General features: G+C 68.3%; 27 protein-coding genes. 20 read left to right on the top strand and 7 right to left on the bottom strand.

Annotation, left to right across the window (positions count from 1 at the left end):
- Positions 1 to 12 precede the first annotated feature (12 nt).
- The 7 genes from GFK26_RS31735 to GFK26_RS31705 all read left to right on the top strand — a co-directional run bounded on the left by GFK26_RS31735 (position 13) and on the right by GFK26_RS31705 (position 7,125).
- Positions 13 to 1,122, top strand: coding sequence for an LLM class flavin-dependent oxidoreductase (locus GFK26_RS31735; RefSeq protein WP_153285465.1), 1,110 nt, complete (start codon positions 13 to 15; stop codon positions 1,120 to 1,122).
- 153 nt (positions 1,123 to 1,275) lie between these two features.
- On the top strand, positions 1,276 to 2,100 hold the full coding sequence (locus GFK26_RS31730; protein ID WP_153285464.1) for a class II aldolase/adducin family protein: 825 nt from the start codon (positions 1,276 to 1,278) through the stop codon (positions 2,098 to 2,100).
- 28 nt (positions 2,101 to 2,128) lie between these two features.
- Positions 2,129 to 3,133 (top strand): ABC transporter substrate-binding protein, encoded by a 1,005-nt coding sequence (locus GFK26_RS31725; RefSeq protein WP_153285463.1) that lies wholly within the window; start codon positions 2,129 to 2,131, stop codon positions 3,131 to 3,133.
- The gene (locus GFK26_RS31720; protein WP_153285462.1) at positions 3,130 to 4,197 is read left to right on the top strand and encodes an ABC transporter permease; all 1,068 of its coding nucleotides are present in this window, start codon (positions 3,130 to 3,132) and stop codon (positions 4,195 to 4,197) included. Before GFK26_RS31725 ends, GFK26_RS31720 begins: the two co-directional genes overlap by 4 nt.
- On the top strand, positions 4,191 to 4,979 hold the full coding sequence (locus tag GFK26_RS31715; protein ID WP_153285461.1) for an ABC transporter ATP-binding protein: 789 nt from the start codon (positions 4,191 to 4,193) through the stop codon (positions 4,977 to 4,979). The genes GFK26_RS31720 and GFK26_RS31715 overlap by 7 nt, the downstream gene beginning before the upstream one ends.
- 1 nt (position 4,980) lies before the next feature.
- Positions 4,981 to 6,123, top strand: coding sequence for a c-type cytochrome (locus tag GFK26_RS31710; RefSeq protein WP_153285460.1), 1,143 nt, complete (start codon positions 4,981 to 4,983; stop codon positions 6,121 to 6,123).
- A gap of 36 nt (positions 6,124 to 6,159) precedes the next feature.
- Positions 6,160 to 7,125 carry an ABC transporter substrate-binding protein gene (locus GFK26_RS31705; RefSeq protein WP_153285459.1) on the top strand — a complete coding sequence of 322 codons (966 nt, stop codon included), beginning with the start codon at positions 6,160 to 6,162 and terminating at the stop codon, positions 7,123 to 7,125.
- Here the strand turns inward: GFK26_RS31705 and GFK26_RS31700 are convergent.
- Positions 7,122 to 8,159, bottom strand: a complete 1,038-nt coding sequence (locus GFK26_RS31700; protein WP_153285458.1) for an AraC family transcriptional regulator — start codon at positions 8,157 to 8,159, stop codon at positions 7,122 to 7,124. The two genes, GFK26_RS31705 and GFK26_RS31700, sit on opposite strands and share 4 nt — an antisense overlap.
- Before the next feature lie 234 nt (positions 8,160 to 8,393).
- Here GFK26_RS31700 and GFK26_RS31695 point away from each other — a divergent pair, with 234 nt between their 5' ends.
- Positions 8,394 to 8,909, top strand: coding sequence for a response regulator transcription factor (locus tag GFK26_RS31695; protein ID WP_228121826.1), 516 nt, complete (start codon positions 8,394 to 8,396; stop codon positions 8,907 to 8,909).
- Positions 8,910 to 8,942: 33 nt separating this feature from the next.
- Here the strand turns inward: GFK26_RS31695 and GFK26_RS31690 are convergent, their stop codons facing one another.
- A complete protein-coding gene (locus GFK26_RS31690; RefSeq protein WP_153285457.1) occupies positions 8,943 to 9,914 on the bottom strand; it encodes a LysR family transcriptional regulator in 972 nt (323 codons plus the stop codon).
- 138 nt (positions 9,915 to 10,052) lie between these two features.
- Here GFK26_RS31690 and GFK26_RS31685 point away from each other — a divergent pair, with 138 nt between their 5' ends.
- A complete protein-coding gene (locus tag GFK26_RS31685; protein ID WP_153285456.1) occupies positions 10,053 to 11,606 on the top strand; it encodes a M20/M25/M40 family metallo-hydrolase in 1,554 nt (517 codons plus the stop codon).
- Between the two features lie 22 nt (positions 11,607 to 11,628).
- On the opposite strand, the gene GFK26_RS31680 is transcribed toward GFK26_RS31685, so the two are convergent.
- The gene (locus tag GFK26_RS31680; RefSeq protein WP_153285455.1) at positions 11,629 to 12,480 is read right to left on the bottom strand and encodes a symmetrical bis(5'-nucleosyl)-tetraphosphatase; all 852 of its coding nucleotides are present in this window, start codon (positions 12,478 to 12,480) and stop codon (positions 11,629 to 11,631) included.
- Between the two features lie 23 nt (positions 12,481 to 12,503).
- Between GFK26_RS31680 and GFK26_RS31675 the strand changes: the two genes are divergently transcribed.
- The 6 genes from GFK26_RS31675 to GFK26_RS31650 all read left to right on the top strand — a co-directional run bounded on the left by GFK26_RS31675 (position 12,504) and on the right by GFK26_RS31650 (position 18,286).
- A complete protein-coding gene (locus tag GFK26_RS31675) occupies positions 12,504 to 13,814 on the top strand; it encodes a hemolysin family protein (protein ID WP_153285454.1) in 1,311 nt (436 codons plus the stop codon).
- 16 nt (positions 13,815 to 13,830) lie between these two features.
- A complete protein-coding gene (locus GFK26_RS31670; protein ID WP_153285453.1) occupies positions 13,831 to 14,775 on the top strand; it encodes a protein kinase family protein in 945 nt (314 codons plus the stop codon).
- 44 nt (positions 14,776 to 14,819) lie between these two features.
- On the top strand, positions 14,820 to 15,791 hold the full coding sequence (locus tag GFK26_RS31665) for a VWA domain-containing protein (protein WP_153285452.1): 972 nt from the start codon (positions 14,820 to 14,822) through the stop codon (positions 15,789 to 15,791).
- Positions 15,792 to 15,801: 10 nt separating this feature from the next.
- Positions 15,802 to 17,130, top strand: coding sequence for an adenylosuccinate synthetase (locus GFK26_RS31660; protein WP_228121825.1), 1,329 nt, complete (start codon positions 15,802 to 15,804; stop codon positions 17,128 to 17,130).
- A gap of 18 nt (positions 17,131 to 17,148) precedes the next feature.
- Positions 17,149 to 17,574, top strand: a complete 426-nt coding sequence (locus tag GFK26_RS31655; protein WP_153285451.1) for a hypothetical protein — start codon at positions 17,149 to 17,151, stop codon at positions 17,572 to 17,574.
- A gap of 79 nt (positions 17,575 to 17,653) precedes the next feature.
- The gene (locus tag GFK26_RS31650; protein WP_153285450.1) at positions 17,654 to 18,286 is read left to right on the top strand and encodes an FABP family protein; all 633 of its coding nucleotides are present in this window, start codon (positions 17,654 to 17,656) and stop codon (positions 18,284 to 18,286) included.
- Between the two features lie 6 nt (positions 18,287 to 18,292).
- Here the strand turns inward: GFK26_RS31650 and GFK26_RS31645 are convergent, their stop codons facing one another.
- The gene (locus GFK26_RS31645) at positions 18,293 to 18,646 is read right to left on the bottom strand and encodes a hypothetical protein (RefSeq protein ID WP_153285449.1); all 354 of its coding nucleotides are present in this window, start codon (positions 18,644 to 18,646) and stop codon (positions 18,293 to 18,295) included.
- 95 nt (positions 18,647 to 18,741) lie between these two features.
- Between GFK26_RS31645 and GFK26_RS31640 the strand changes: the two genes are divergently transcribed.
- The gene (locus tag GFK26_RS31640) at positions 18,742 to 19,227 is read left to right on the top strand and encodes a DUF2165 family protein (protein WP_153285448.1); all 486 of its coding nucleotides are present in this window, start codon (positions 18,742 to 18,744) and stop codon (positions 19,225 to 19,227) included.
- Positions 19,228 to 19,314: 87 nt separating this feature from the next.
- On the top strand, positions 19,315 to 19,659 hold the full coding sequence (locus tag GFK26_RS31635) for a hypothetical protein (protein ID WP_153285447.1): 345 nt from the start codon (positions 19,315 to 19,317) through the stop codon (positions 19,657 to 19,659).
- 14 nt (positions 19,660 to 19,673) lie between these two features.
- Here GFK26_RS31635 and GFK26_RS31630 read toward each other — a convergent pair whose 3' ends face one another.
- Together GFK26_RS31630 and GFK26_RS31625 are read right to left on the bottom strand one after the other, a co-directional pair.
- Positions 19,674 to 20,138, bottom strand: coding sequence for a GNAT family N-acetyltransferase (locus tag GFK26_RS31630; protein ID WP_153285446.1), 465 nt, complete (start codon positions 20,136 to 20,138; stop codon positions 19,674 to 19,676).
- Positions 20,135 to 21,133 carry a LysR family transcriptional regulator gene (locus GFK26_RS31625; protein ID WP_153285445.1) on the bottom strand — a complete coding sequence of 333 codons (999 nt, stop codon included), beginning with the start codon at positions 21,131 to 21,133 and terminating at the stop codon, positions 20,135 to 20,137. The genes GFK26_RS31630 and GFK26_RS31625 overlap by 4 nt, the downstream gene beginning before the upstream one ends.
- A 172-nt stretch (positions 21,134 to 21,305) precedes the next feature.
- On the opposite strand from GFK26_RS31625, the gene GFK26_RS31620 reads away from it, so the two are divergent.
- A complete protein-coding gene (locus GFK26_RS31620; protein WP_228121824.1) occupies positions 21,306 to 21,590 on the top strand; it encodes a hypothetical protein in 285 nt (94 codons plus the stop codon).
- Here GFK26_RS31620 and GFK26_RS31615 read toward each other — a convergent pair.
- On the bottom strand, positions 21,587 to 21,871 hold the full coding sequence (locus tag GFK26_RS31615) for a helix-turn-helix domain-containing protein (RefSeq protein ID WP_153285444.1): 285 nt from the start codon (positions 21,869 to 21,871) through the stop codon (positions 21,587 to 21,589). The two genes, GFK26_RS31620 and GFK26_RS31615, sit on opposite strands and share 4 nt — an antisense overlap.
- A gap of 303 nt (positions 21,872 to 22,174) precedes the next feature.
- Here GFK26_RS31615 and GFK26_RS31610 point away from each other — a divergent pair, with 303 nt between their 5' ends.
- On the top strand, positions 22,175 to 23,104 hold the full coding sequence (locus GFK26_RS31610; protein ID WP_153285443.1) for a ParA family protein: 930 nt from the start codon (positions 22,175 to 22,177) through the stop codon (positions 23,102 to 23,104).
- Positions 23,101 to 23,493 (top strand): hypothetical protein, encoded by a 393-nt coding sequence (locus GFK26_RS31605; RefSeq protein ID WP_153285442.1) that lies wholly within the window; start codon positions 23,101 to 23,103, stop codon positions 23,491 to 23,493. Before GFK26_RS31610 ends, GFK26_RS31605 begins: the two co-directional genes overlap by 4 nt.
- The last annotated feature ends 59 nt before the right edge of the window (positions 23,494 to 23,552 follow it).

Genomic DNA, 23,552 nt, shown 5'->3' with positions numbered 1-23,552 from the left:
CACGAGGACACCATGAGCCAGAACGACGTTGAATTCATCGGCATGATCCAGGGCCAGAAGGTCTCGGAGATCCACGCCGCCAAGGGTCCGGCCCTCGACCGCGACTACGTGCGCGCCTTCGCGCAGGCGCACGAAAACGCCGGCTTCGACCGCGTGCTGGTGCCGCACCATTCCACCAGCCCCGACGCCACGCTCACGGTGGCCTACGCGGCCTCGGTGACCGAGCGCATCCACTTCATGCTCGCGCACCGCCCGGGCTTCGTGGCACCCACGCTCGCGGCGCGGCAGTTCGCGTCGCTCGACCAGTTCAGCGGCGGCCGGCTCGGCGTGCACTACATCTCAGGCGGTTCCGACGAAGAACAGCAGCGCGACGGCGACTGGCTCGACCACGACCAGCGCTACGCCCGCACCGACGAATACCTCGAGGTGCTGCACAAGGTGTGGACGGCAGAGAAGCCCTTCGACCACGAAGGCGCGCACTACCGTTTCCAGAACGCGTTCTCCGAGGTGAAGCCGGTGCAGACACGCAACGGCAAGCCGCACGTGCCCGTGTACTTCGGCGGTGCGTCGGAGGCCGCGATTCCGGTCGCAGGCAAGTACGCCGACGTGTACGCGCTGTGGGGCGAATCGCTCGACCAGGCCCGCGAGCTCACGACGCGCGTGCGCGCCGAGGCCGCCAAGCACGGGCGCAGCGTGCGCTTTTCGGTGTCGTTCCGTCCGATCCTTGCGGAGACCGAAGACGCCGCCTGGGCGCGCGCCGAAAACATCCTGGCGGAGACGAAGCGCCTGCGCGTGGTGCAGGGCTACAACCGCGGCGGGCCGCAGCAGAGCGAGGGCGCCAAGCGCCTGCTGGCTGCGGCCGAGAAGGGCTCGCGGCTCGACAAGCGGCTGTGGACGGCGGTCGCGCAAGAGATCGGCGGGCGCTCGAACAGCACCGCGCTGGTCGGCACGCCGGAGCAGGTCGCGGATGCGCTGCTCGACTACTACGACCTGGGCGTGACGACGTTTCTGATTCGCGGCTTCGATCCGTTGGAAGACGCGACGGACTATGGGCGTGAGTTGATTCCGCGCACGCGTGAACTGGTCGCGCAGCGCGCGGCCTCCGTTCGCAAGGCAGCCTGATTCGGTCTTTCTCCCTCCCCTTCCGGGGGAGGGCAGGGGTGGGGGCTCGCGGCCTCGAACACCGTCATGGCTTTGATGCCGTCGTGCCCCCATCCCAGCCTTCCCCCAGAGGGGGAAGGAGCAAAAACCAAAAAACCGAACACGAGGAATCCGATGAGTGCCGTTCTCTCCATCGACCGCCATACAGCGCAACCGCTGAAGCTCCACGCGAACCCCCAGCAAAAGCACTGGTTCGACCCCATCCCGCCGCGCCCCACCGTGCAGGCCGAGCGCCGCCACCGGCAGGAGCGCCTCGCCGGCGCCTTCCGCCTGTTCGCGCGCTTCGGCTTCGCGCAGGGCCTGGCCGGTCACATCACGGCGCGCGACCCCGAGCTGACCGACCATTTCTGGGTCAACCCGCTGGGCGTGCACTTCTCGCGCATCAAGGTGTCCGACCTGCTGCTCGTCAACGCGAAGGGCGAGACGGTCGTCGGCGATCGGCCGCTCAACAGGGCCGCCTTCGCCATCCACGCCGCGATCCACGAGCACAACCCGAACATCGTGGCCGCCGCCCATACGCACTCGACCTACGGCAAGGCCTGGTCCACGCTGGGCCGCAAGCTCGACACGCTCACGCAAGACGCCTGCGTGTTCCACGACGACGTGGCGCTGTTCGACGACTTCACCGGCATGGTGGTCGACACCAGCGAGGGCGATCGCATTGCCCGTGCGCTGGGCGACAAGAAGGGCGCGATCCTCAAGAACCACGGCATCCTGACGGCGGGCCCCACCGTGGAGGCCGCCGCGTGGTGGTACATCGCGCTGGACAACGCCTGCCACACGCAATTGCTGGCCGAGGCCGCGGGCACGCCGCAGCCGATCGACGAGGCCACCGCGCGCCACACGCACGGCCAGATCGGCGGGCCCGAAGGCGCCATCCATTCCTTCGACAGCCTGTACGAAGGCCTGGTCGAGGCCGAACCCGAACTCCTGCTTTGACGACGACGAACCCCCGGAGCCTTTCCCGATGAACGCATCCCTTCTTTCCCGCCGCAGCGTGCTGCGCACCGGCGCTGCCGCCGCCGTGGTCGCCTCGGGCGGCCTCATTGCCTCGCAGGCCTTCTCGCAGCAGGCGCGCAAGCTCACCTTTGCCTGGAACGCCGCCGCGTTCTGCCTCTCGCCCGTGGTGGTGGCGCAGGAGCGCGGCTACTTCGAGCGCAACGGCCTGCAGGTGGACCTCGTCAACTACACAGGCTCGACCGACCAATTGCTCGAATCGCTCGCCACCGCGAAGGCCGACGCCGCCGTGGGCATGATCCACCGCTGGCTCAAGCCGCTCGAATCGGGCTTCGACGTGAAGATCGTCGGCAGCTCGCACGGCGGCTGCGTGCGCCTCGTGGGCGCCAAGGCCGCGGGCGCCACCAGCCTGGCGAGCCTCAAGGGCAAGATCATCGGCGTGTCGGACATCGCAAGCCCGGGCAAGAACTTCTTCTCGATCCTGCTGGCCAAGAACGGCATCGACGCCGACCGCGACGTCACCTGGCGCCAGTACCCGGCCGACCTGCTCGACATCGCGGTGAAGAAGGGCGAGATCCACGCCATTGCCGACGGCGATCCGAACGTGTACCTCATCGAGAAGCGCAACCAGGGCACCTTCGTCGAGCTCGCGAGCAACCTCTCGGGCGAGTACAAGGCCAAGGTCTGCTGCATCGTCGGCGCGCGCGGCGAGCTGGTGCGCAAGGACAAGGCGACCGTTGCGTCGCTGGTGCGTGCCATCGCGCAGGCCTCCGACTTCGTGGCCGAGAACCCGAACGAATCGGCCAAGCTCTTCGCCAAGTACTCGCCCAAGGTGCCGGTCGAAGACCTGCGCGCGCTGCTGGGCACGCTCACGCACAACCACCACCCGCTGGGCAAGAACCTGCGCAACGAGGTGGAGTTCTATGCGCGCGATTTCCGCAGCGTCGGCGTGCTCAAGAAGACCACCGACCCGGCGCGCTTCGCCGAGCACGTGTCTTTCGATCCGCTGGCATGAGCGCCGTCATTGATCGGGTGCTCGAGGCACCACCACCGGCGCCGGGCAACTGGCGCCGCCCAGGCATCGAAAAGGCCGCACCAGCCGACGTGTTCGCGCGCCCCGCCGAAGGCTTCTGGCGGACTGGCGCGCTCGCGAGCGCGGGCTGGGTCGCCTTGGGCCTGCTCACCATCTACTGGCCCAACAAGGCCGTGGGCTTCAGCGACTGGGCCTACACCGACGAGTTCGGCATTGCCGCCATCGCCGTCGGCGCGGCGCTGCTGCTCGTGGCGCTGCTCGGCACGCGTGCGGGCCGCGTCGCGCGCACGCTGCGGCCGGCCGGGCCGTGGCTGGTCGCGCTGCCCGTGCTGTTCGCCCTCTGGGAGATCGCGACCGCCAAGCTCGCGCTGCTGCCCACGCCGTTCTTCGCGCCGCCGCAGAGCCTCATCGAAACCTACATCGACGACTGGCGCCGCCTCGGCGAAAGCCTGGCGCATTCGGCGCGGCTGCTTGCCCATGGCTTCGTGCTGGGCGCGCTCGCGGGCTTTCTCACGGGTGTGACCATCGGCTGGTCGCGCATCGCAGGCTACTGGGTGCATCCGGTGCTGCGCTTCGTGGGGCCGGTGCCGGCCTCGGCGCTGCTGCCGCTGGCGTTCTTCTTCTTTCCGTCGAGCTACGCGGCGGCCGTGTTCCTCATCGCGCTGGCGACGGGCTTTCCGGTGGCGGTGCTGACGTGGTCGGGCGTGGCCGGCGTCAACCGCAACTACTACGACGTGGCGCGCACCATGGGCGCGAGCGAGCGCTTTCTGGTGCTGCGCGTGGCGATTCCTGCCGCGCTGCCGCAGGTGTTCGTGGGCCTGTTCATGGGGCTCGGCGCCGCGTTCTCGGTGCTGGTGACGGCCGAGATGATGGGCGTGAAGGCCGGGCTGGGCTTCTACCTCTCGTGGGCGCAGGGCTGGGCTTCGTATTCGAACATGTACGCCGCGCTGATCGTCATGGCGCTGCTGTGCTCGGGCCTGATCACGCTGCTGTTCAAGGTGCGCGACCGCGTGCTGTCGTGGCAGAAGGGGACCGTGAAATGGTAGCCACCGCTGAAGCCGACGTGCGCCAGGCCGGCGCGCAGATCGACATCCACGGCGTGAGCCACTGGTTCGACGTGCCGGCGGGTCCGCTGCAGGTGCTCGACGACATCGACCTGCGCGTGAAGCCCGGCGAGTTCGTCGCGCTGCTCGGGCCGAGCGGCTGCGGCAAGTCGACGCTGCTGCGGCTCGTGGCCGGGCTGGAGCCCGCGACGGCCGGGCGCATCACGCAAGACGGCGTGCCCATCACGCGGCCCGATCCGTCGCGCATCGTCGTCTTTCAGGACCCGACGCTCTACCCCTGGCGCAGCGTGTGGGACAACGTGGCGCTCGGCCTGCAGGCGCGCGGTGTGCTCAAGACGCAGCGCGGGCGCGTCGACGAGGCGCTGAAGCTCGTCGGCCTCACGGAGTTCGCGAAAGCCTTTCCGCACCAGCTCTCGGGCGGCATGGCGCAGCGCGTGGCGCTGGCGCGTGCGCTCGTCAATGATCCGCAATTGCTGGTGCTCGACGAGCCGCTGGGCAAGCTCGATTCGCTCACGCGCATCGCGATGCAGAGCGAGCTCGTCAACCTGTGGCAGCGCGCGGGCTTCTCGGCGCTGCTGGTGACGCACGACGTGGAAGAAGCGCTGTTTCTCGCCAACCGCGTGATCGTGCTGAGCGACCGGCCGGCGCGCATCGCGGCGGAACTCGTGGTCGACCTGCCGTACCCGCGGCATCGCGGCCATGCGCGGCTGGCAGAACTGCGCCACGAAGCGCTGCGCCATCTGGGGCTCGACGCCACCTGGTGACATGAACAGCAAGCCCGAGGCCGATTGGCTCAACCTGCTGATCGGTCTGCTTCAAGGCGCTCAACTCCAATTGCTGCGCGTGCTCGATGCGCTCGGGCTCGTGCAAAGGGTGCACGGCCAGCCGGCATGGCCGTGGGCGCACCGGCTGTCGGGCGAGAACCTGCTGATCGACCTGGGGCAGGCGCGCAGCCTCGCGTGGACGCTGGTGTGCATGGGCGTGGTGCTGTTGCTGCTGTTGATTGCGCTGGTCTGGCAGCGTCCGCGTTGGTACCTGCTCGCGCTGGTGCCGATGCTGCTGATCGTCGCACCGTGGCCCCACGCGAACGTCGTGCTCGTGCCTGCGACGCCGACGAGTTTCCAGGCGTCGCCGACCGGCTTCACGGCCGTCTCCATCGCGCAGGGGCGCGTGCTCTACGCGCAGCACTGCGTGAACTGCCACGGCGCGGACGGCAAGGGCGAAGGGCCCCTCGCGGCCTCGCTCGCCGTGTGGCCGCCGAACCTCACGGGCCCGCTGCTGTGGCGTCGCGCCGATGGCGACCTGCTCTGGCGCGTGCTCCACGGCACGGCCACCATGCCCGGCTTCGGTGGCGCGCTCGACGCGGCTGATGCCTGGGCGCTGATCGACTACATGAAGGCGCAGGGCGCGGGCCAGAGCCTGCGTGCGTTGGGCCACTGGCCGCAGCCCGTCGGCCTGCCCGACATGGCGGTGCGCTGCGGCGCGCAGGCGCCCCGGTCGCTCGCGCACTGGCGCGGACAGCGTGTGCGCGTCGTGGCAGGCGCCGTCGCGCCGAGCGAAGACCCGCGGCTGGTGACGGTGCAGCTGCTGCCGCCTGTGTCGAATGCAGCGGGCGTCACGTCCGATTGCGTCGCCGATTCACCGGCCGCGTGGGAGGCGCTGGCGCTCATCGCGGGCACCGACCAGCTCGCGGGCATGCAGCTCATCGCCGACCGCGACGGCTGGCTGCGCGTGCGCGGCCAGCCGGGGCACGACGGTTGGTCCGACGACGACCTGCTGTGCCGCAGCGGCAGCCCACCGGCTGGCACGGCGAAAGGCTCTGTGCTGCCGCTCGACGGCCTCGGCGCGCTCATCGCCCGCATGGACGCCGAGCCGGTGCGCTTCGTCAAGGGCGGCTTCATCCACTGATTTCCTTTTTTCATCGCTTTCTACAGAGAACCAACCATGACCTCGCACCTCGACCGATCACGCCGCCAGCTGCTTGCTGGCGCTGTTGCCGCTGCCACGACCGCCACCTTGCCCGCCTTCGTCCGCGCGCAAGGCCGCCCGGTGCTCAAGGCCGGCGACCAGAAGGGCGGGCTGCGCGCGCTGCTCGAAGCGGCGGGCGGGCTCGGAGGGCTCGGCTACGACATCCAGTGGTCGGAGTTCCCGGCCGCCGCGCCGCTGGCCGAAGCGCTCAACGCGGGCGCGGTCGATTCGGGCCCCATCGGCGATGCGCCGCTGATCTTCGCGCTCGCGGCCGGCACGCGCGTCAAGGCCATCGGTGCGAACCGCTCGGATGCCTACGGCACGGCGGTGCTGGTGCGGCCCGATTCACCGCTGAGGACGGCGGCCGAGCTCAAGGGCAAGAGCATCGCCACCAACCGCGGCTCCATCGGCCACTACGTCACGCTCAAGGCGATCACCGCGGCGGGGCTGAAGCCCGAGGACGTGAACCTGCGTTTCCTCGCACCGGCCGATGCCAAGCTCGCGCTCACGCAAGGCTCGGTCGACGCGTGGGCCACGTGGGAGCCCTACACCGCGCTGGCCGAAATCAGCCGCCATGCGCGCGTGCTGGTCAGCGGGCGCGGCCTGCTGCCGGGGCTGAGCTACCTCGCCGCGACCGATGCCGCCATTGCCGCGAAGCGACCGGTGCTGCAGGACTTTCTGCAGCGCGTGGTGAAGGCGCAGCGCTGGTCATACCGCAACGTCGATGCGTTTTCGGCCACGCTAGCACGCATCATCGGCATCCCGCCCGAGGCGGCGAAGCTGCAGTTCGAGCGCCGCCAGCAGCAGTGGATTTCCATCGACGCACAGGTCATCGCCGACCAGCAGGGCACGGCCGATTTCTACCGGCAGGTGGGGCTCATCAAGCAGCCGCTCGACGTGAAGGGCACGTTCGACACGGGCTTTTTCAACGCAGCCGCCTAGAAGCGCCGCTCGAGCGCCTGCACACGGAAGTCCTGCGGCGCGATGCCGTAGGTGCGGCGAAAGGCGCGGCTGAAATCCGAGGCGCTGCCAAAGCCCGCGCCGTAGGCGACGTCGGTCACCATCACGTGCGGGTAGCGTGCGAGGTCGCTCGCCGCCTGGCGCAGCCGCAGGCCGCGGATGTAGCTGCCCAGCCCGCCTTCGTGCTGGAACATGCGGTACAGCGTGGGGCGCGGCAGCTGCAGCGCGGCCAGCACGCTCTCGGGTGTGAGGTCGGCGCGGTGCAGGTGGGTCTGCACATGGCGGCGCACCTGGTCGAACATGGCGGCGCGTGCCGCGGCGCGCGCATTGCCCTCGAAGCCCGCCTGCTTGCCGAAGGCCGACACCGCCAGCTGCGCACCCGTGCGCACCGCACTCTGGGCCGCCGCGGGCGTCATGCCGCCGATGTGGCGCGCCAGCGAGATCGCGTGCGCGGCCGCGAGCCGCGCGGCCGGCGTGGTGCAGGCGAGCATGCGGCCGTGCAGGGCCTCGGGGTCGGGGAAGGTTTCCTGCACCAGCGCACCCGGCACGAAGAAGGTGTGAACGCGGCAATCGCTGCGCCGCATGCGCACCGGCTGGTTCATGTCCAGCGCGAGGAGGGTGATCGTGCCGGCAGGCGCCGGCGGCGGTTCGCCCTTGCGCGGGGCGCGCGGCGCGGCGCGAATCTGTACGTCGTCCATGCGGCCGTGCTCGAACACATGGAAGGCGAAGTCGCGCACGCTGTCGGTCGACACGCGCGCCAGCGAACGCTCCATCAGCAGTGCGTCGGAGCGGCAGTCGGTGAAGACGAGGCCGCCCACGTCGTAGCGGTCGATCGCGGCGTTGAATGGACGCGCGAGCGCATCGCGCGAGGGCACGGCGTCCATCACATGGCCGACACGCGCACGCCAGGCCAGGAACTGCCGGTCGGGCGGCTCTGCGAGCACATCGAAGTGGCTGTGCGCCACGCCCGGGGGCGAGAGAGGGCGTTCGAGGGCCGTGGCGTCGGGGTGGGTCATGGGCGAGGTCGGAACGGCGCCAAGGGGGAGAGGCAAGCCATTTTCGCCAAATAGTACTAACTAAGCGTTAAAAAATCACAAATTCGGCGAAATTCTCCCAAGAACTGAGACGCACGGTCAAGGCTGTTTACAAAGCGACCTCAGGCTCGCAGCAGGCGTTCTGCATGGCATTTCATTGCACAGGGACGCCGGGTTTACTTTCCCCCCGCATTGATCGACCTAGCGAGCATTGACATGTCCAAAGGAAGCGCCGAGCTGCGTGCCATTTCGGAACTGGACGACGGACCGCCCCTGAGCCCGGCGGTGGCCGCGAACGCCGCCGCGCGGCTCTTTGCACAAGCCAACCAGCCGGAGCTGGCCAACCTGATGGCGGCGGTCGAGCGCGGCGACGTGTGGGCGGCCGCGCGCACGGCGCGGCAGATCCTGTACGGCATCGAGGACGCTGCGCTGGAAGCCCATGGGCTCGACAGGGCGCACAAAGCGTCCTGCGACGAGGGCCTGCTCTCGCCGCGCGAACTCAAGGTGCTCGAGCTCGTGGCCCAGGGCTGGAGCAACCGGCGCGTGGCCGAAGCGTTGCATCGCTCCGACAGCACCGTCGCCAGCCAGATCAAGAGCATCTACCGCAAGCTGTCGGTCCATTCGCGCACCCAGGCCGTGCACGAGGCCACGCAGCGCGGGCTGCTGCGGCCGTCGGGTGCGACGCAGCGGCGGGTGATCCGGTTTCCTGTTTCGACGCCTGCGCGCAACTGAGCAAGCGGACGTGAGCCGGCGGCGTTGCCCGGCTCAGGCCGCTTCGCGCGTGCGCGACTTTCCCGGCTCCGATGCTTTACGTGTCCTTTTTGCTGCCCCCGGCGCCGGCAACTGCTCCCGCAGGTAAGCCAGGAAGGTGCGCACCACCTCCGGCAGCGTGCGATCGGCCAGCGTCTGCAACTCGACCGATCGCCCGCGCATGCCGGGCTCGCGGATCTCGGCCGCCACCAGGTCGCCGCGCTGCAGGCGGTCGCGCACCGTGATCTCGCCCGTGATGCCCAGGCCGCCGTCCTGCAGCACGAAGTGGGCGATGGCCTCGAAGCGGTTGCTGACCAGCACGGGTTCGAACACGAGGCCGCGGTTGCTGCAGCCCACGTCGAACAGCTGGCGCACCGTGTTCTCGGGGCTGCTGAGTGCGATGGGAAAGGGATGCATCTGCGCCAGCGTCACGCTGCGCGACTTCGCCAGCGCATGGTCGGGCCGCATGATCACGAACACCGACGCCGGCTGGCGATGCTCGACCCGGATGCCGCGCACCGCCGCGCGGCTGTAGGTGAGGCCGATGTCGGCTTCACCGAGCAGCACGGCGTCGCTCACCTGCGTCGGGCCCGCGGCATCGAGCCGGAACCGCACGCCCGGGTACTGCACCCGGAACGCCGCGATGGTGCGCGGCAGGAACTCGTTGGCAAAGCCCGACGAACAGGCGATGCGCACGCGCCCGCTCAGCGGCCCCAGCAGCGCCTGGATGTCCGACAGCACGCGCTCGGCCTCCAGCGCGCCGCGCAGGGCGTGCGCCGCCAGCAGCTCGCCCGCGGCGCTGGGCACCATGCCGCGCGGGCGGCGCTCGAACAGCGGCACGCCCATCAAGGTTTCGAGCGTGGCGACCTGGCGGCTGACGGCGGAGATGCTGACGTTGAGCCGCACGGCGGCCTCGGTGAGCGAGCCGGTGCGGGCCACTTCGAGGAAGTAGCGCAGCGAGGTTTCTTGCAGGCGACGGCTGGGCATGGGGAGGGGATGAGGTGCGCGAGGTTTGCGGGAAATGCAAAGGTAGCTCGAAAAAATAGCAATTGCTGAAAAGGTGCGCGCTTTTTATGCTGAGTGGAAACCTCGCACTTCGACTTGCTCCCTTCTGCGCTGACATCCATGCCCACCACTCTCCCTCGCTATCCCCGTCGCCTGATCGCACTGGTGCCCACGGCCTTCCTGCTGCTGGGCCACGGCCTCGCGCAGTCGGCCGAACTCTCGCCGGCCCTGGCCGAGCGCCATGCGCAGGGCACCTACCGCGAGTACTTCGAACTGCTGGCCCTGCCCAACGACGCCACCGTGCCGGAAGACATCCGCAAGAACGTCGACTGGCTGGAGCAGGCTTTCCGCAAGCGCGGCTTCACGACGAAGCAACTGCCCAACAACGGCAAGCCGATGCTCTTCGCCGAGATCCCCGGCAGCGACCCGGCGCGCAAGACGGTGCTGTTCTACATGCACCTCGACGGCCAGCCCGTGATTCCCGCGCAGTGGGCTCAAAAGAGCCCGTGGACGCCCGTGCTCAAGCGCAAGACAGAGAAGGGCGAGTGGGAAGAGATCGATTCGGCCCCGCTCTTCAGCGGCCCGCTCGACCCCGAGTGGCGCGTGTTCGGCCGGGCCTCGGCCGACGACAAGGGCCCGATCATGATGCTGCTGGCGGCCATCGACGCGCTGAAGGCCGGCGGCGGCCAGCCGGCGGTCAACGTGAAGGTGATCCTCGACAGCGAAGAAGAAAAGGGCTCACCGTCGATCAGCCAGGTCATGCAGGCGCACCGCGAACTGCTGCGCAGCGACGCCATCGTGATCCACGACGGCCCCATGCACGCGACCAACCGGCCCACGCTGGTGTTCGGCAACCGTGGCGCGGCCGACGCGCGGCTCACCGTGTACGGCGCCAAGGTGCCGCTGCACAGCGGGCACTACGGCAACTACGCGCCCAACCCGGCGCAGCGCCTCGCCAGCCTGCTGGCCACGATGAAGGACGACACCGGCCGCGTGACCGTGCCGGGCTATTACGACCGCGTGAAGATCGGCGAGGCCGACCGCAAGATCATGGCCGCCGTGCCCGACGACGAGGCCGCGCTCAAGCGCCGGCTGGGCATCGCCCGCACCGACAAGGTCGGCGCCAACTACCAGGAGGCGATGCAGTACCCCTCGCTGAACGTGCGCGGCATGGCCTCGGCGGCCGTGGGCGACAAGGTGGCGAACATCGTCCCCGACAAGGCCGAAGCCGAGATGGACCTGCGCACCACGCCCGACTCCGACGCGCCTTATTTGGGCAAGCTGATCGAGGCGCACATCGTCAAGCAGGGCTACCACCTCGTGAAGGCCGCGCCGACCGACGAGGAGCGCGCCCGCTACGACAAGATCGCAAGCTTCAGCTACCGCAGCGAGGGCGCCGACGCGGCGGGCTCGCCGATCAATTCACCGATCGGCCAGTGGGCCTACAAGGCGCTGACCGACACCTTCGGCACCTCGCCCGAGCCGGTGCGCATCCGCATGATGGGCGGCACCGTGCCGACGGCGGAAATCGTGCGCGTGCTGCAGGTGCCGTTCGCGATCATTCCGCTGGTGAACGCCGACAACAACCAGCACGCGGCGAACGAGAACCTGCGCATGGGCAACTACGTGACCGGCGTGCAGACGGTCTACGCGCTGATGACGCACGGGTTCTGAGCCCGAACGAGCCCCGTGTCGCTCAAGCCCCTTTGCCGGGCTTCTGCGCCTGCTCGCACTTCTCCTGGATCAGCTCGCGCTGGTCCAGCGTCGCGCCGAAGCGCACCGCACTGAGGCAGCCGCCCCACACGCAACCCGTGTCGGTCGACAGCAGGTCGGGCCGCGAGAGCCAGCCCAGCGTCGACCAGTGGCCGAAGGCGACGGTGGCCGCGGCGGTCTTGCGACCCGGCACGTCGAACCACGGCAGGAAGCCCTCGGGGCCGGGAATCGCGCCGTCCTTGCTTTCGAACTCCATCACGCCCTCGGGCGTGCAATAGCGCAGCCGGGTCAGCGCGTTGACGATCACGCGCAGCCGCGCATGGCCGGTGAGCGCGTCGTCCCAGTGGTCGGGCGTGTTGCCGTACATCTCGTGCAGGAAGTCGCCCAGTGCGGGGCCGCGCAGCACCGACTCGACCTCTGATGCCAATGCCAGCGTTTCGCCCACCGTCCACTGCGGCAGCACGCCGGCGTGCACCATCAGCAGGTCGCCGCCGCCGACCTGCATGTGCAGCGCCATGTGCTGCTGGCGCAGCCAGTCGAGCATCGCCTCGCTGTCGGGCGCGGCCAGCAGATCGGCCACCGTGTCCTTGCGGCCGCCCTTCCGCACGCCGTGCGCCACGGCCAGCAGGTGCAGGTCGTGGTTGCCCAGCACGCTCAACGCCGAGGCGCCGTAGCCTTGCAGGCGGCGCAGCACCGCGGCCGAATCGGGGCCCCGGTTCACCAGGTCGCCGAGCACCACGAGGGTGTCGCGGCTGGGGGAGAAATCGATCTTGTCGAGCAGTCGGCCCAGGGGGGCATCGCAGCCCTGGACGTCGCCGATACAGTAAAGTGACATTCCCTCATTTTCCCCCTCTGTTCATGGATGTCTTCCTGCTGGCCTTGCTGACCACCCTCAATGCGGTGTTCGCAATGTCCGAAATGGCCCTTTCCACCAGCCGCCGCGCACGCCTCGCGGCCCTGGCCGAAACGGGGGACACCGGCGCCGAGGCCGCGCTGAAGCTGATGGAATCGCCCACGCAATTCCTCTCGACCGTGCAGATCGGCATCACCTCCATCGGCATGCTCAGCGGCATCGTCGGCGAGGCCGCCTTCGCGGGGCCGCTCGCGGTGTGGATGGAAAGCGTCGGCATGGGCGCGGCCTCCGCCAGCATCGCGTCGACTGCGCTGGTGGTGACCTGCATCACCTTCTTCACCATCATCTTCGGCGAGCTGGTGCCCAAGCGCATCGGCCAGCTGTACCCCGAACCGGTGGCGCGCTTCGTGGCGCGCCCCATGCGCGGGTTGGCCAAGGGCGCCAAGCCTTTCGTGTGGCTGCTGGCCGGCGCCACCGCCACCACGCTGAAGCTGCTGCGCATCGACGCCAACGCCGCGCGCTCGGTCACGGAAGAAGAAATTTCGGCCAGCCTCGAAGAAGGCGTGGACGCCGGCGTCATCGAGCAGCACGAGCACCAGATGGTGCGCAACGTGTTCCACCTGGACGACCGCCGCCTGTCGTCGCTCATGATCCCGCGCGCCGACATCGAATGGCTCGACGCCTCCAACACCGTCGCGCAGGCGCTGCAGAAGGTGGCCGACGCCGCGGCGCTCAACCTCGTGCATTCGTGGTACCCCGTGTGCCGCAATTCGCTGGACGACGTGGTCGGCGTGATCAGCGTGGCGCACCTGCTGCGCCTGGGTTCCGCGCACGACGGCGTGCTGGGCCAGGAGGCCACGCCCGCCGTGTTCGTGCCCGAGACGCTCACCGGCATGGAGCTGCTCGAGCAGTTCCGCACGCGCGCCGGCCGGCTGGTGTTCGTGGTCGACGAGTACGGCGTGGTGCAGGGCCTCATGACCCCGCGCGACCTGCTCGAAGCCATCACCGGCGAGCTGCAGCCCGGCATGCAGGCCGACGCCTGGGCCCACCAGCGCGCCGACGGCGTGTGGGAGCTCGACGGCCTCATGCCCGTGTCGGAACTGCGCGCGCGCCTGGGCATCCGCGAGCTGCCCGACGAAGAGCGCGGCCGCTACAACACCGTGGCCGGCCTGCTGATGTCCGTGTCGGGCCACCTGCCCGCCGTGGGCGAGCACATCGACTGCGCGGGCTGGTGCTTCGAGATCGTGGCGCTCGAAGGGCGCCGCATCGACCGCATCCTGGCCTCGCCGGACCCGGCCGCGCCACAAGAAGACTGAAGAGGAGGGCGCGGCCATGCTGTCGCTGCTTGCACTGAGTTGTCCCCAATGCTCGGCGCCGTTGCCGCGCGCGGCGCGCTGGCGCACCGTCCACTGCGGCTACTGCGGCGCCACCATCACGCGCGGCACCGAAACCGTCGAGCGCGAGAGCTTTCGCGCCGCCTGGCGGCGCGCCAATGCGCCGCAGCTCACCGACACCGGCCGCCTCCTGCAGTGGCGCGGCGCGCACTACCGCGTGCTCGCCCCGCTGGGCCACGGCGAGCACAGCGACGTGCTGCTCGCCGAACGGCTCGGCGCCGTGCCCGAGCGCGTGACGATCAAGCTTGCGCGTGACGCGGCCGGCGACGCCGTGCTGGCACGCGAGGCCGCCGTGCTGCAGGCGCTGCAAGCCCTGTCGGTGGCCGGTGCGGCTTACTTCACGCGGCGGCTGCCGCAGCCGCTGGGCCTGGGCGTGGCGCAAGGCCTCGGCGACGGTGAGCGGCAGGCGCTCGTGCTGCGGCACCCGACCGGTTTCTGGGGCAGCCTGCAAGAGGTGCAGCAGGCGAACAGCCCGCAAGGCATCGACGCGCGCCATGCCGTCTGGCTCTGGCGGCGCATGCTCGAGGTGCTGGCCTTCGTGCACGGCGCCGGCTGGACGCACCGCGCGATCACGCCCGCGCATGCACTCGTGCATCCGCGCGACCACGGTGTGCTGCTCATCGGCTGGTCGCAGGCGAAGCCCGACGTGTCGGGGGGCGCCATCGGGCGTGACCTGATGGCGTCGGCGCGCAGCGTGCGCGCGTTGCTCTCGGATGGCGCTGTGCCCGCACCGCTCGCCGCCTTGCTGCGCGAATGCAGCGACGATGCCATCGCCTGCGAACGCCTGGGCGCACAGGGCATCGAGCAGGCACTGTCGGCCGCCTCGCGCGAGGCCTTCGGGCCGTCGCGCTTCGTTCATTTCGACCCCGCGCCGGTTCGCTAGCCAGCGGCCAGCCTTTCACTTTCCTCGCACGAAGGAGCACCTCCATGGGTTACGGAAATTATTCGCACGCCGCCCACGCGGCCATCGTGGCCGACCGCGCCGCCAAGCCCGGCAGCGAGGTCTTCAAGCAGACCGCCACGCACATGCTCATGAACCCGCAGGGGCTCAAGGTGCGCGAGTCGCGCGACAACGCCGACCACCCGAACTCGCTGGGCATCGTGTTCGCGCTCGACGTCACCGGCTCGATGGGCAACATCCCGCAGACCCTGGCGCGCCGCGAGCTGCCCACCTTCATGAAGCTCTTGACCGACTGTGGCGTGGCCGACCCCCAGCTGCTGTTCATGGCCATCGGCGACGCCACCTCCGACCAGGCGCCGCTGCAGGTGGGCCAGTTCGAATCGACCGCCAACCTCATGGACCAGTGGCTCACCTGGAGCTACCTCGAAGGCGGCGGCGGGGGCAGCGGCGAAGAGAGCTACGAGCTCGCCTTTTACGTCATGGCGCAGCACACCGACATGGACTGCTGGGTGAAGCGCAAGAAGCGCGGCTACCTGTTCGTCACCGGCGACGAGCTGCCGTACCCGGCCGTGTCGCGCCACCAGGTCGAAGGGCTCATCGGCGAGAAGCTCGACGAGGACATTCCCATCGAAGAGGTCATCGCCGCCGCGGCCGAGACCACGCACCTGTTCTTCCTGATTCCCGATGCGCAACGCCGCCGCCGCTGCGAGCCGCGCTGGCGCGAGCTGCTCGGCGACCACGTGATCTGCATGGACTCGCCCGACGACGCCTGCGCGGTCGCGGCGGGCATCGTCGCGCTCACCGAGAAGGCCGTGCCCAACCTCGACGCCCTGGCCGGCGTGATGGGCGGCACCGGCATGGCGAAGGAACGCGTGCGCGGCGTGCTGCACGCGCTCGACGGCTACGCCGCGCTGCTCGATCCGACCGCACCACGCCGTGCCACGCCCGTCGCGGGCAACGGCGCGCGCAGTTCGTGGTGGAAGCGGCTCTTCGGCTGATGGCCCGCTGTTGACTTCCACGCGCTACGTCTCGCTGCTCGGTCTCGGCTTCGGCGACTGCGGCAAGGGCCGCTTCACCGACTTCCTGTGCGACGCCTGGGGTGCCCACACGGTCGTGCGCTTCAACGGCGGCGCGCAGGCCGGCCACAACGTGGTGCTGGCCGACGGCCGCCACCACACCTTCTCCCAGTTCGGCGCGGGCAGCTTCCATGCCGGCGTGGCGACCGTGCTGGCGAGCCCGGTGGTGGTGCACCCGACTGCGTTGCGCGTCGAGGCCGAGGTGCTGCAGCGCGCGGGCGTGCCTGACGCGTTCGCGCGCTTGTTCATCGATGCGCGCTGCCGCGTGACCACGCCGTTCCATCAGGCCGCCGGCCGCTTGCGCGAGTGGTCGCGCGGCGCGGCGGCGCACGGCAGCTGCGGCGTCGGCGTGGGCGAGACCGTGCGGCAAGCGCTGGCAGTGCCCGAAACGACGCTGCACTACGGCGATCTGGTTCACGCGACGCGCACGCTCGACAAGCTCGAAGCCGTGCGCGTCGCGCTGCACCGCGAGTTCGCGAACGCGGCGGCTTCGTCGGCCGATGCCGCGCAGGAGCTGGCCGCGCTCGCCGACGCCTCGCTCGCCCAGCGCTGGCTCGACGCCGTGCAGCCGTGCCTGCGCCAGTCGCCTCCGGCAAGTGCCGACGCCATCGGCGAACGGCTCGCGCTGCCCGGCACCGTGCTCTTCGAAGGCGCGCAGGGCGTGCTGCTCGACGAGTGGCGCGGCTTTCATCCGCACACCACCTGGAGCACCGTCTCCGCCGCCGCGGTCGAGGCTGTGCTGCGCGACGCGGGCATCGCGGCGCCCGTGCAGCATCTGGGCGTGCTGCGCAGCCATCTCACGCGGCACGGCGCCGGGCCGCTGCCCACGCACGACCATAGGCTCGATGCGCGGCTGGCCGAGCCGCACAACGCCGACGAGGGTTGGCAGGGTGCGTTCCGACGCGGCCACCCCGACGCCGTGCTGCTGCGCTACGCGCTCGCCGCCGCCGGACCGCTCGACGGGCTGCTCGCGAGCCACCTCGATGCGGTTGCGCACGCCGACCTGCGGTGGTGCGCCGGCTACCGCGGCGCCGACGGCCGCACGCTGTCGTCGCTGCCGCTGAGCGACGCGCCCGACCTCGACCACCAGCACGCACTGACCCGTCTGCTGGAAGGCGCGCAGCCCCTGTACGAACCGAACCCTGTCGCCAGCGCGGCAGATTGGGTCCGGCGTGCGGAAGCCCTCAGCGGCCTGCCCGTGCGCTTCGGTGCGTTCGGCCCGGTGCGCGAGGCTGTCCGTGCGCGCGACCTGCTGTGTTGACCTGACAAGAAAGCCTGCGTGACCCCCAACCTCTTCCTGATCGCCGGCGCCGTGCTGAGCGCCATCGCCGCGCTCTTGCACCTCTGCATCATCTTCGGCGGCCCGGCCTGGTACCGCTTCTTCGGCGCCGGCGAGCGCATGGCCGCGAGCGCGGAGGCCGGCCATCTGTACCCCGTGGCCGTGACGCTGGTGATTGCCGGCATGCTGGGTGTGTGGGCCGCCTACGCGCTCGCGGGCGCCGGGGTGCTGCAGCCGTTGCCCTCGCAGGCCCTGGTGCTGCCCGCCATCACCGCCGTGTACCTGCTGCGCGGGCTCGCCGCAGTCGCGATGTGGCTGTTCGACCGGCGCCGCCTCAACGCCTTCTGGGTCTGGAGCTCGCTCGTGTGCTTCGTGTACGGCGTGGTGCACCTCGTCGGGCTCGTGCAGGTGTGGGACACGCTCTGACGACCTGACCGCTGCAGTGCTCAAGCAGAATCAGAACCGAAAAGCTTCTCTCCGTTTTCTTCCTCCCACGACAAACCCCATGACCACACCCGAAGACATCTACACCGAACCCCCGGCCGACCCCGACACGCTCGCCAACCTCGGCCCGTTGCGAGCGATGGCCGGCATCTGGGAGGGCATGAAGGGCGTCGACGTCAAGCCGAAGAAAGAGGGCCCGAAGACGCAGGTGTATGTCGAGCACTACGAGCTGCAGCCCATCGACGCGCAGACCAACGGCCCGCAGCTGCTGTACGGTCTGCGCTACCACACCTACATCCACAAGCCCGGCCTCACGAAGATGTACCACGACCAGGTCGGCTACTGGCTGTGGGAGCCGGCCACCGGCACTGTGTTCCACACGCTGGCGATTCCGCGCGGACAGGTGGCCATGGCCAGCGGGCACGTGAAGCCCGGCGACACGCAGTTCACGCTCAGCGCCGAGCACGGCAGCCTGGTGAACGGCATCGTGTCGAACCCGTTCATCGAACGCGCCTTCACCACGCTGGCGTGGAACATCACGGTGACGATCAATGCCGACGGCACCTGGTCGTACGACCAGGACACCGTGATGCAGATCCAGGGCCAGGCCGAGCCCTTCCATCACACCGACCGCAACACGCTCACGCGCGTCGGCGAGCCAGGGCTCAATCCGCTGGCGAAGATGGCGGGCTGACGCAGGTCAGTCTGCAGCTGGCTTCGGCGTGCGCAGGCGCCGCAGCCGCACGGTGAGTTCCTTCACCAGCTGAAGCTCCCCGCGCCGCTGCGCCACCTCCAGCGCCTGCGCGAACGAGGCCTCGGCCTTCGCGGCGTCGCCGAGCGCCAGCGCGAGCAGGCCCTGCAGCCGCCACGCGGCCGTGAACTCGGGGTCGAAAGCCAGCGCTTTCTCCACATGCATCAGCGCCGTGGGCGCGTCGTCGCGCCGGTGATGCGCCAGCGCAAGGCTCATGCGCAGCAGGGCGCTGTCGCGGCCCGCGGCCAGCAGGCGCTCGAGCGCCTCGGGCGACGGGCCGGGCGGGGTGGTGGCGGTGTTCATGGCGTTCGACCTTCGTTGAGGGACTTTGACCGCCGACCGGCGGGCGCATCAATATCAAAGAATAATCTTTGATATTTAATGCCACAGGCGCCCCGATGAATCTCCCTACCTCCGTCTGGCTGTTCCAGTCCCTTCACGCGCTGGGCATGGCGCTGTGGCTTTCGATTGCCGTGCGCAACAACTGGCGCGGCTTTGCGGGCTCGGCGTTCGCGGTCGGCGGCACGATGTCGATGGCGCCGTTGCACGACGAACCCGCCATCGAGACGCCCTTGCTGACACGTGCGATCCGATCAGTGGCGCTGCATCGCACGGCGCTGGGTGTGGTGCTGGCGTTGCAACTCGGCGCGGCGCTGGCGTTCTGGGCGGGCAGTGCCGCGCTGGTCGTCGGCGGCGACCTGGCCGTCGCGCGGCCGTGGCTCAACCTGGGGCTGGCCGGCTTTGCCGCATTCCTCCTCGCGATGCACCTGGGTGGCCTGTGGTTCGGCTACTGGATTCGGCAAGAAGGCTTGCAGCTCACGCACCTCGTGCTGCTGCTGTGGGTGCTGGCGGCGTTCTTCCTGTTCAACATGTCATGGCACTGAAGCCGCGAAAACACCGCCCTTGTCCTACGCGGCAGGGGAGGCCACCCCCACAGCCCGCGTAACGGCCAGCCCCCACCATCAGTGCCCATGAACAGAGTGATTCTTGCGTTCCTGGGTGTGGCTGCCTGCGCAGCGGCCGGCGTGGCCCCCGCGGAGCCCATCAAAGTGCCGATCGACAGTGACGAGAAGGGCACGGCCTACATCACGCCCAACGTAGACTCCACCGAAACCTCGGCCCGCACCAACGGCGCCACGGTCGGCGTGCAGCGCCCGGACGGCAGCGCCCTGGAGGCCGGCACCGACACCTCGGGCAAGCGGCCCACCTATTCGGTGGGCGCCAAGACCGGGGGCGACGTCTCCTTCTCGGGCGGCGCGCATTCGGACGGCAAGGCCAACACCGGCGTGAAGGCCGGCATCACCATCAAGTACTGATCGTCAGCGCGGGCTCAGACCATCGTCGCGTAGACGATGAAGCCCTCGTGCTTCGCGACCTTGTCGTAGAGCATCCGCCCCGCCGCGTTGGTCGTGTGCGTCTGCCAGTACACGCGGTACCCGCCTGCGCGCCGCACCTCGTCGTACACACCCTGGATGAGCTGGCGGCCCACGCCCCGGCCGCGTTCGGACGACTGCGTGAACAGGTCCTGCAGGTAACAGGTCGGCTCGATGCGCGTCGTGCTGCGGTGGAACAGGTAGTGCACCAGCCCCACCAACTGCCCGTCGCGTTCGGCGACCAGCGCATGCACCGGCTCGTACGCATCGAAGAAGCGCTGCCACGTGACCTGCGTGACCGCGTCGGGCAAGGCCGTGGCGCCCTCGCGGCCGTAGAAGGCGTTGTAGCCGTCCCAGAGCGGCTTCCAGGCGGCGAAGTCGTCGGGTGTCGGCGGGCGGATCACGAGCGCGGGCGAGGTCATGGGGTGAGCGGAGCCTTTCCGTTGGAAACGAGTGAGTCGCGCGCCGCCATGGCGGCTGCGGTGGTGCCGCACGGCGGCAGCGCCACCGGCACGGCAGCGGGCAGGGGCTCGGGCACCGGCCCCATCGATTTTTCGAGGAAGTCGAGCATCGCGCGCATCGCCGCGCTGTTGTGGCGGCGCTGCGAGTAGGCGGCGTACAGCCAGTGCTCGTGCGGCATGTGGTCGCGCAGCACCGGCACCAGCGCGCCGCGCTCCAGGTGCGACTGCGCCAGTGGCTCGGGCACATAGGCCACGCCCACGCCGCGCAGCGCCAGCTCGATCAACGCGACCGCGTCGTTGGCCTCCATGCGGCTGTGCACCGCCACCTCGTGCGGCTGGCCGTCGGTTTCGAAAGGCAGGCTCGTCGTGGGCATCGGCGAATAGCTCAGCACGTCGTGCCGGGCCATGTCCTCGGGCACCTGCGGAATGCCGCGCTGCGCCCAGTAGGCGGGCGACGCGCACACCACCATGTCGAAGCGCACCAGCCGGCGCACGATCAGGTTCATGTCGTCGATGCGCCCGCCCGTCAGGTGGATGTCGATGCCGGCCTCGATCAGGTCGATGTCGTGGTTGGTGAAATTGAGGCTCACGTACACGTCGGGATAGAGCTTGATGAACTCCGCAATCACGTCCGAGAGCCAGCCCGCAATGAGACCGTGCGGTGCGCTCATGCGCAGCCGGCCGCGCGGGTGCGAGCCGTGCGCCTGCAGGTCGTTGAGCGTGTTCTCGGCCATCGTCACCAGCTCGGTGCTGCGCTCCAGCAGCACCTCGCCTGCGTCGGTGAGGCTCAGGGAGCGGGTCGAGCGGTTGAGCAGGCGCACGCCGCTGCGCGATTCGAGCTCGGCCACATAGCGGCTGACCGTCGCCTTGGACATGCCCAACGACAGGGCCGCGCGGGAAAAGCTGCGCCGGAACGCGACTTCGCGGAACGTTTTGATGAGATCGAGACCATCCATAGATCGGCCCATTGTTCCAGCATCGGGGGAGGGGGCACGGGTCGTAGGGGCATCCCGGTTTTGCGCTGTGAATCGGGCGGAGGTGCGTGGCTATACTGCGGCCGCTGCGCCTGGGAGGCGCGGCCGGGCTTGGTCTCCCGAAGCATCTCTGCGCTCACCTCCTGGAGGCCTGATGGCGCTCGCTCCCTTGCTCCCCGAATCCTCGGCAACTCTCTGCGCCGAATCGCTCGCCCTTCAGGCCTGCGATGACCTCGACAGCTTTCACACGGTGCGACGCGCGTATGCGTGCATCGAGAAACTCATCGTGCCGCAACACGTGAACGACACCGACGAGGTGTACCCGACGCGCACCGAACTCGGCGCGCTCGTGCGGCTGGTCAATGAAGAGCTGCAGCGGCGCATCGAAACGGCCGAAGCCACGCTGCAGTCGCTGCGTGCTGTCGTTGGCGATACCTAGCCGGGCCGACCGGTGGGGCGCTCGCCGTTCTCCGCCGGTTGCTGCAACGTGGTCGAGATGCCGTAGAGCGCCAGCATGCCGAGCACGTGCCCGATGGCAACGCCCGGCTCACCCGATTCGATCCGCGCGATCGTCTGGACATGAACGCCCAAGCGCGCAGCGGCAACCGCTTGGCCCTCGCCAGCCGTTGTGCGCGCCAGCTTGGCGGCAGCACCGAACGCCTTGATCGCTTGGATCGCGTCGTCTCCGATGTCGGAAGAAATTCGTTTTCCTTGGGCCATTTGAGGATTGTCACTGCTTACTGACACAGGCGGGTGCCATTTGCTAGTAGCAGAAGTTCGACGTTACCCGGTGCTCCTATTTTTTGGACAACGCTACGATAACGGTCAAAGATCAGATGCAGTTTTTGACGCTCGCCACGGGCTGTTCTTCATTAGCTGTGCCGACTCAATCAGGGTGTGACGATCGCTCTGAGTCTGTGCCCAATTCACGAAGGTACGGCCGATTGCCGTGTCGGAGATTTTCATGTGTCCTCGGCCAAGGAGTCCTACATAATGTCCAGCTAACTTTCACTAGGACTCGAAATGCATATCGTCTCGGTCATCAACTACAAAGGCGGCGTCGGCAAGACGACCGTGACTGCCAATATCGCTAGTGAGCTAGCGTGGCGAGGAAAAAAAGTGCTGTTGATTGACACCGATGCGCAGGCCAGTCTGACCTTCTCTTTCGTCACACCCGACGACTGGGATACGAACTACAAGGCTGGTAAAACCATCAAGTCATGGTTCGACGTCATCAGCCAAGGTAAGGAGCCACCACCCCTTACTGACTTCGTCATAACTCCACCTGCTGTTAACGGGATCGTCCGACGCAATGGGGGAAAGATCGACCTGATCTGCTCGCATCTCGGGTTGATCAATGTGGACTTAGAGCTGGCGACACTTTTGGGCGGCGTCAACATGTCAGCTTCGAAGCGAAATTACTTGAAAGTCCACGGGCAACTGCGGCAGGCAATTGCAGCTATCGCAGAAAGCGAGGATTACGACATTGTTTTGATCGACTGCCCGCCAAACTTCAACATCGTCACCAAGAATGCGATTGTTGCAAGCGAGCAAATTCTGATACCGGCAAAACCGGACTATCTGTCCACCTTGGGCATCGACTACCTACAGCGCAGCGTCAAGGAGCTCGTGAAGGACTTCAACGAGTTCGCCGGACCAGACGAGGACAATCTCAAAATATCGCCACAGATTCTCGGCGTTATCTTCACCATGATCCAGATCACAAGCGGGCAGCCGATTTCGGCGCAGCGGCAGTTCATCTCGCAAACGAAGCGGCTAGGAGTTTCTACGCTCGACAACTACTTTCGCGAAAACAAGACCATCTTCGGGGATGCGCCACAGAACCTCATGCCCGTGGTGCTGAATGCTTACTCGAACAATACCCACTCGGATATTGTTAATGAGATTGAAGCAGTGGTTGATGAGTTCGAGAAGCTCTTGGAGGAGCTATGAGCTACTCCTCATTCACGGCGGCGTCAGCGTTGAGGCGTTTGGCAGGAGCCCTTGAGCGGATGTCCGAGGACGAAATTTCTCGGTTAATCGATCCGAACTGCGACATCGAGATTAAGGTCATTCGTCGCAGATCCAAGGAGGAGATCTCGCCTGAGACGTTGGTCGACCTCAACAGCCTTGTGGCGAAACTGACCATGTTCCCAAGTCGCGCGGAGGCCTCTCAGTTCATGGAGACTGCCTTCGAGACCAAGAAGACCTTGGATCAAATTGCTAGGCATCTCGATGTGCCGGTGCTCAAGCAGGACAAGGTTGAGACACTTCGCGACAAGATTATCGAGGCCACAGTTGGCGCGAGGCTTCGCTCGGAAGCTATCAAGGGAACTGGTTGAGTTCGTCCGCATTGATAGCCCCGCCTCTGCGGACGTCGTAACTTGTGGCGAAGAAGACG

Source organism: Variovorax paradoxus (genome assembly GCF_009498455.1).
Lineage (GTDB): Bacteria > Pseudomonadota > Gammaproteobacteria > Burkholderiales > Burkholderiaceae_C > Variovorax > Variovorax paradoxus_H.
Note: the sequence above shows the minus strand (reverse complement) of the source record. Positions and strands in the feature narration are given on the sequence as shown.

Excerpts from the sequence above, each read along its gene's own strand:
- GFK26_RS31735 (WP_153285465.1), top strand. The coding sequence starts at position 13 with ATGAGCCAGAACGACGTTGAATTCATCGGCATGATCCAGGGCCAGAAG.
- GFK26_RS31730 (WP_153285464.1), top strand. The coding sequence starts at position 1,276 with ATGAGTGCCGTTCTCTCCATCGACCGCCATACAGCGCAACCGCTGAAG.
- GFK26_RS31725 (WP_153285463.1), top strand. The coding sequence starts at position 2,129 with ATGAACGCATCCCTTCTTTCCCGCCGCAGCGTGCTGCGCACCGGCGCT.
- GFK26_RS31720 (WP_153285462.1), top strand. The coding sequence starts at position 3,130 with ATGAGCGCCGTCATTGATCGGGTGCTCGAGGCACCACCACCGGCGCCG.
- GFK26_RS31715 (WP_153285461.1), top strand. The coding sequence starts at position 4,191 with ATGGTAGCCACCGCTGAAGCCGACGTGCGCCAGGCCGGCGCGCAGATC.
- GFK26_RS31710 (WP_153285460.1), top strand. The coding sequence starts at position 4,981 with ATGAACAGCAAGCCCGAGGCCGATTGGCTCAACCTGCTGATCGGTCTG.
- GFK26_RS31705 (WP_153285459.1), top strand. The coding sequence starts at position 6,160 with ATGACCTCGCACCTCGACCGATCACGCCGCCAGCTGCTTGCTGGCGCT.
- GFK26_RS31700 (WP_153285458.1), bottom strand. The coding sequence starts at position 8,159 with ATGACCCACCCCGACGCCACGGCCCTCGAACGCCCTCTCTCGCCCCCG.
- GFK26_RS31695 (WP_228121826.1), top strand. The coding sequence starts at position 8,394 with ATGTCCAAAGGAAGCGCCGAGCTGCGTGCCATTTCGGAACTGGACGAC.
- GFK26_RS31690 (WP_153285457.1), bottom strand. The coding sequence starts at position 9,914 with ATGCCCAGCCGTCGCCTGCAAGAAACCTCGCTGCGCTACTTCCTCGAA.
- GFK26_RS31685 (WP_153285456.1), top strand. The coding sequence starts at position 10,053 with ATGCCCACCACTCTCCCTCGCTATCCCCGTCGCCTGATCGCACTGGTG.
- GFK26_RS31680 (WP_153285455.1), bottom strand. The coding sequence starts at position 12,480 with ATGTCACTTTACTGTATCGGCGACGTCCAGGGCTGCGATGCCCCCCTG.
- GFK26_RS31675 (WP_153285454.1), top strand. The coding sequence starts at position 12,504 with ATGGATGTCTTCCTGCTGGCCTTGCTGACCACCCTCAATGCGGTGTTC.
- GFK26_RS31670 (WP_153285453.1), top strand. The coding sequence starts at position 13,831 with ATGCTGTCGCTGCTTGCACTGAGTTGTCCCCAATGCTCGGCGCCGTTG.
- GFK26_RS31665 (WP_153285452.1), top strand. The coding sequence starts at position 14,820 with ATGGGTTACGGAAATTATTCGCACGCCGCCCACGCGGCCATCGTGGCC.
- GFK26_RS31650 (WP_153285450.1), top strand. The coding sequence starts at position 17,654 with ATGACCACACCCGAAGACATCTACACCGAACCCCCGGCCGACCCCGAC.
- GFK26_RS31645 (WP_153285449.1), bottom strand. The coding sequence starts at position 18,646 with ATGAACACCGCCACCACCCCGCCCGGCCCGTCGCCCGAGGCGCTCGAG.
- GFK26_RS31640 (WP_153285448.1), top strand. The coding sequence starts at position 18,742 with ATGAATCTCCCTACCTCCGTCTGGCTGTTCCAGTCCCTTCACGCGCTG.
- GFK26_RS31635 (WP_153285447.1), top strand. The coding sequence starts at position 19,315 with ATGAACAGAGTGATTCTTGCGTTCCTGGGTGTGGCTGCCTGCGCAGCG.
- GFK26_RS31630 (WP_153285446.1), bottom strand. The coding sequence starts at position 20,138 with ATGACCTCGCCCGCGCTCGTGATCCGCCCGCCGACACCCGACGACTTC.
- GFK26_RS31625 (WP_153285445.1), bottom strand. The coding sequence starts at position 21,133 with ATGGATGGTCTCGATCTCATCAAAACGTTCCGCGAAGTCGCGTTCCGG.
- GFK26_RS31620 (WP_228121824.1), top strand. The coding sequence starts at position 21,306 with ATGGCGCTCGCTCCCTTGCTCCCCGAATCCTCGGCAACTCTCTGCGCC.
- GFK26_RS31615 (WP_153285444.1), bottom strand. The coding sequence starts at position 21,871 with ATGGCCCAAGGAAAACGAATTTCTTCCGACATCGGAGACGACGCGATC.
- GFK26_RS31610 (WP_153285443.1), top strand. The coding sequence starts at position 22,175 with ATGCATATCGTCTCGGTCATCAACTACAAAGGCGGCGTCGGCAAGACG.
- GFK26_RS31605 (WP_153285442.1), top strand. The coding sequence starts at position 23,101 with ATGAGCTACTCCTCATTCACGGCGGCGTCAGCGTTGAGGCGTTTGGCA.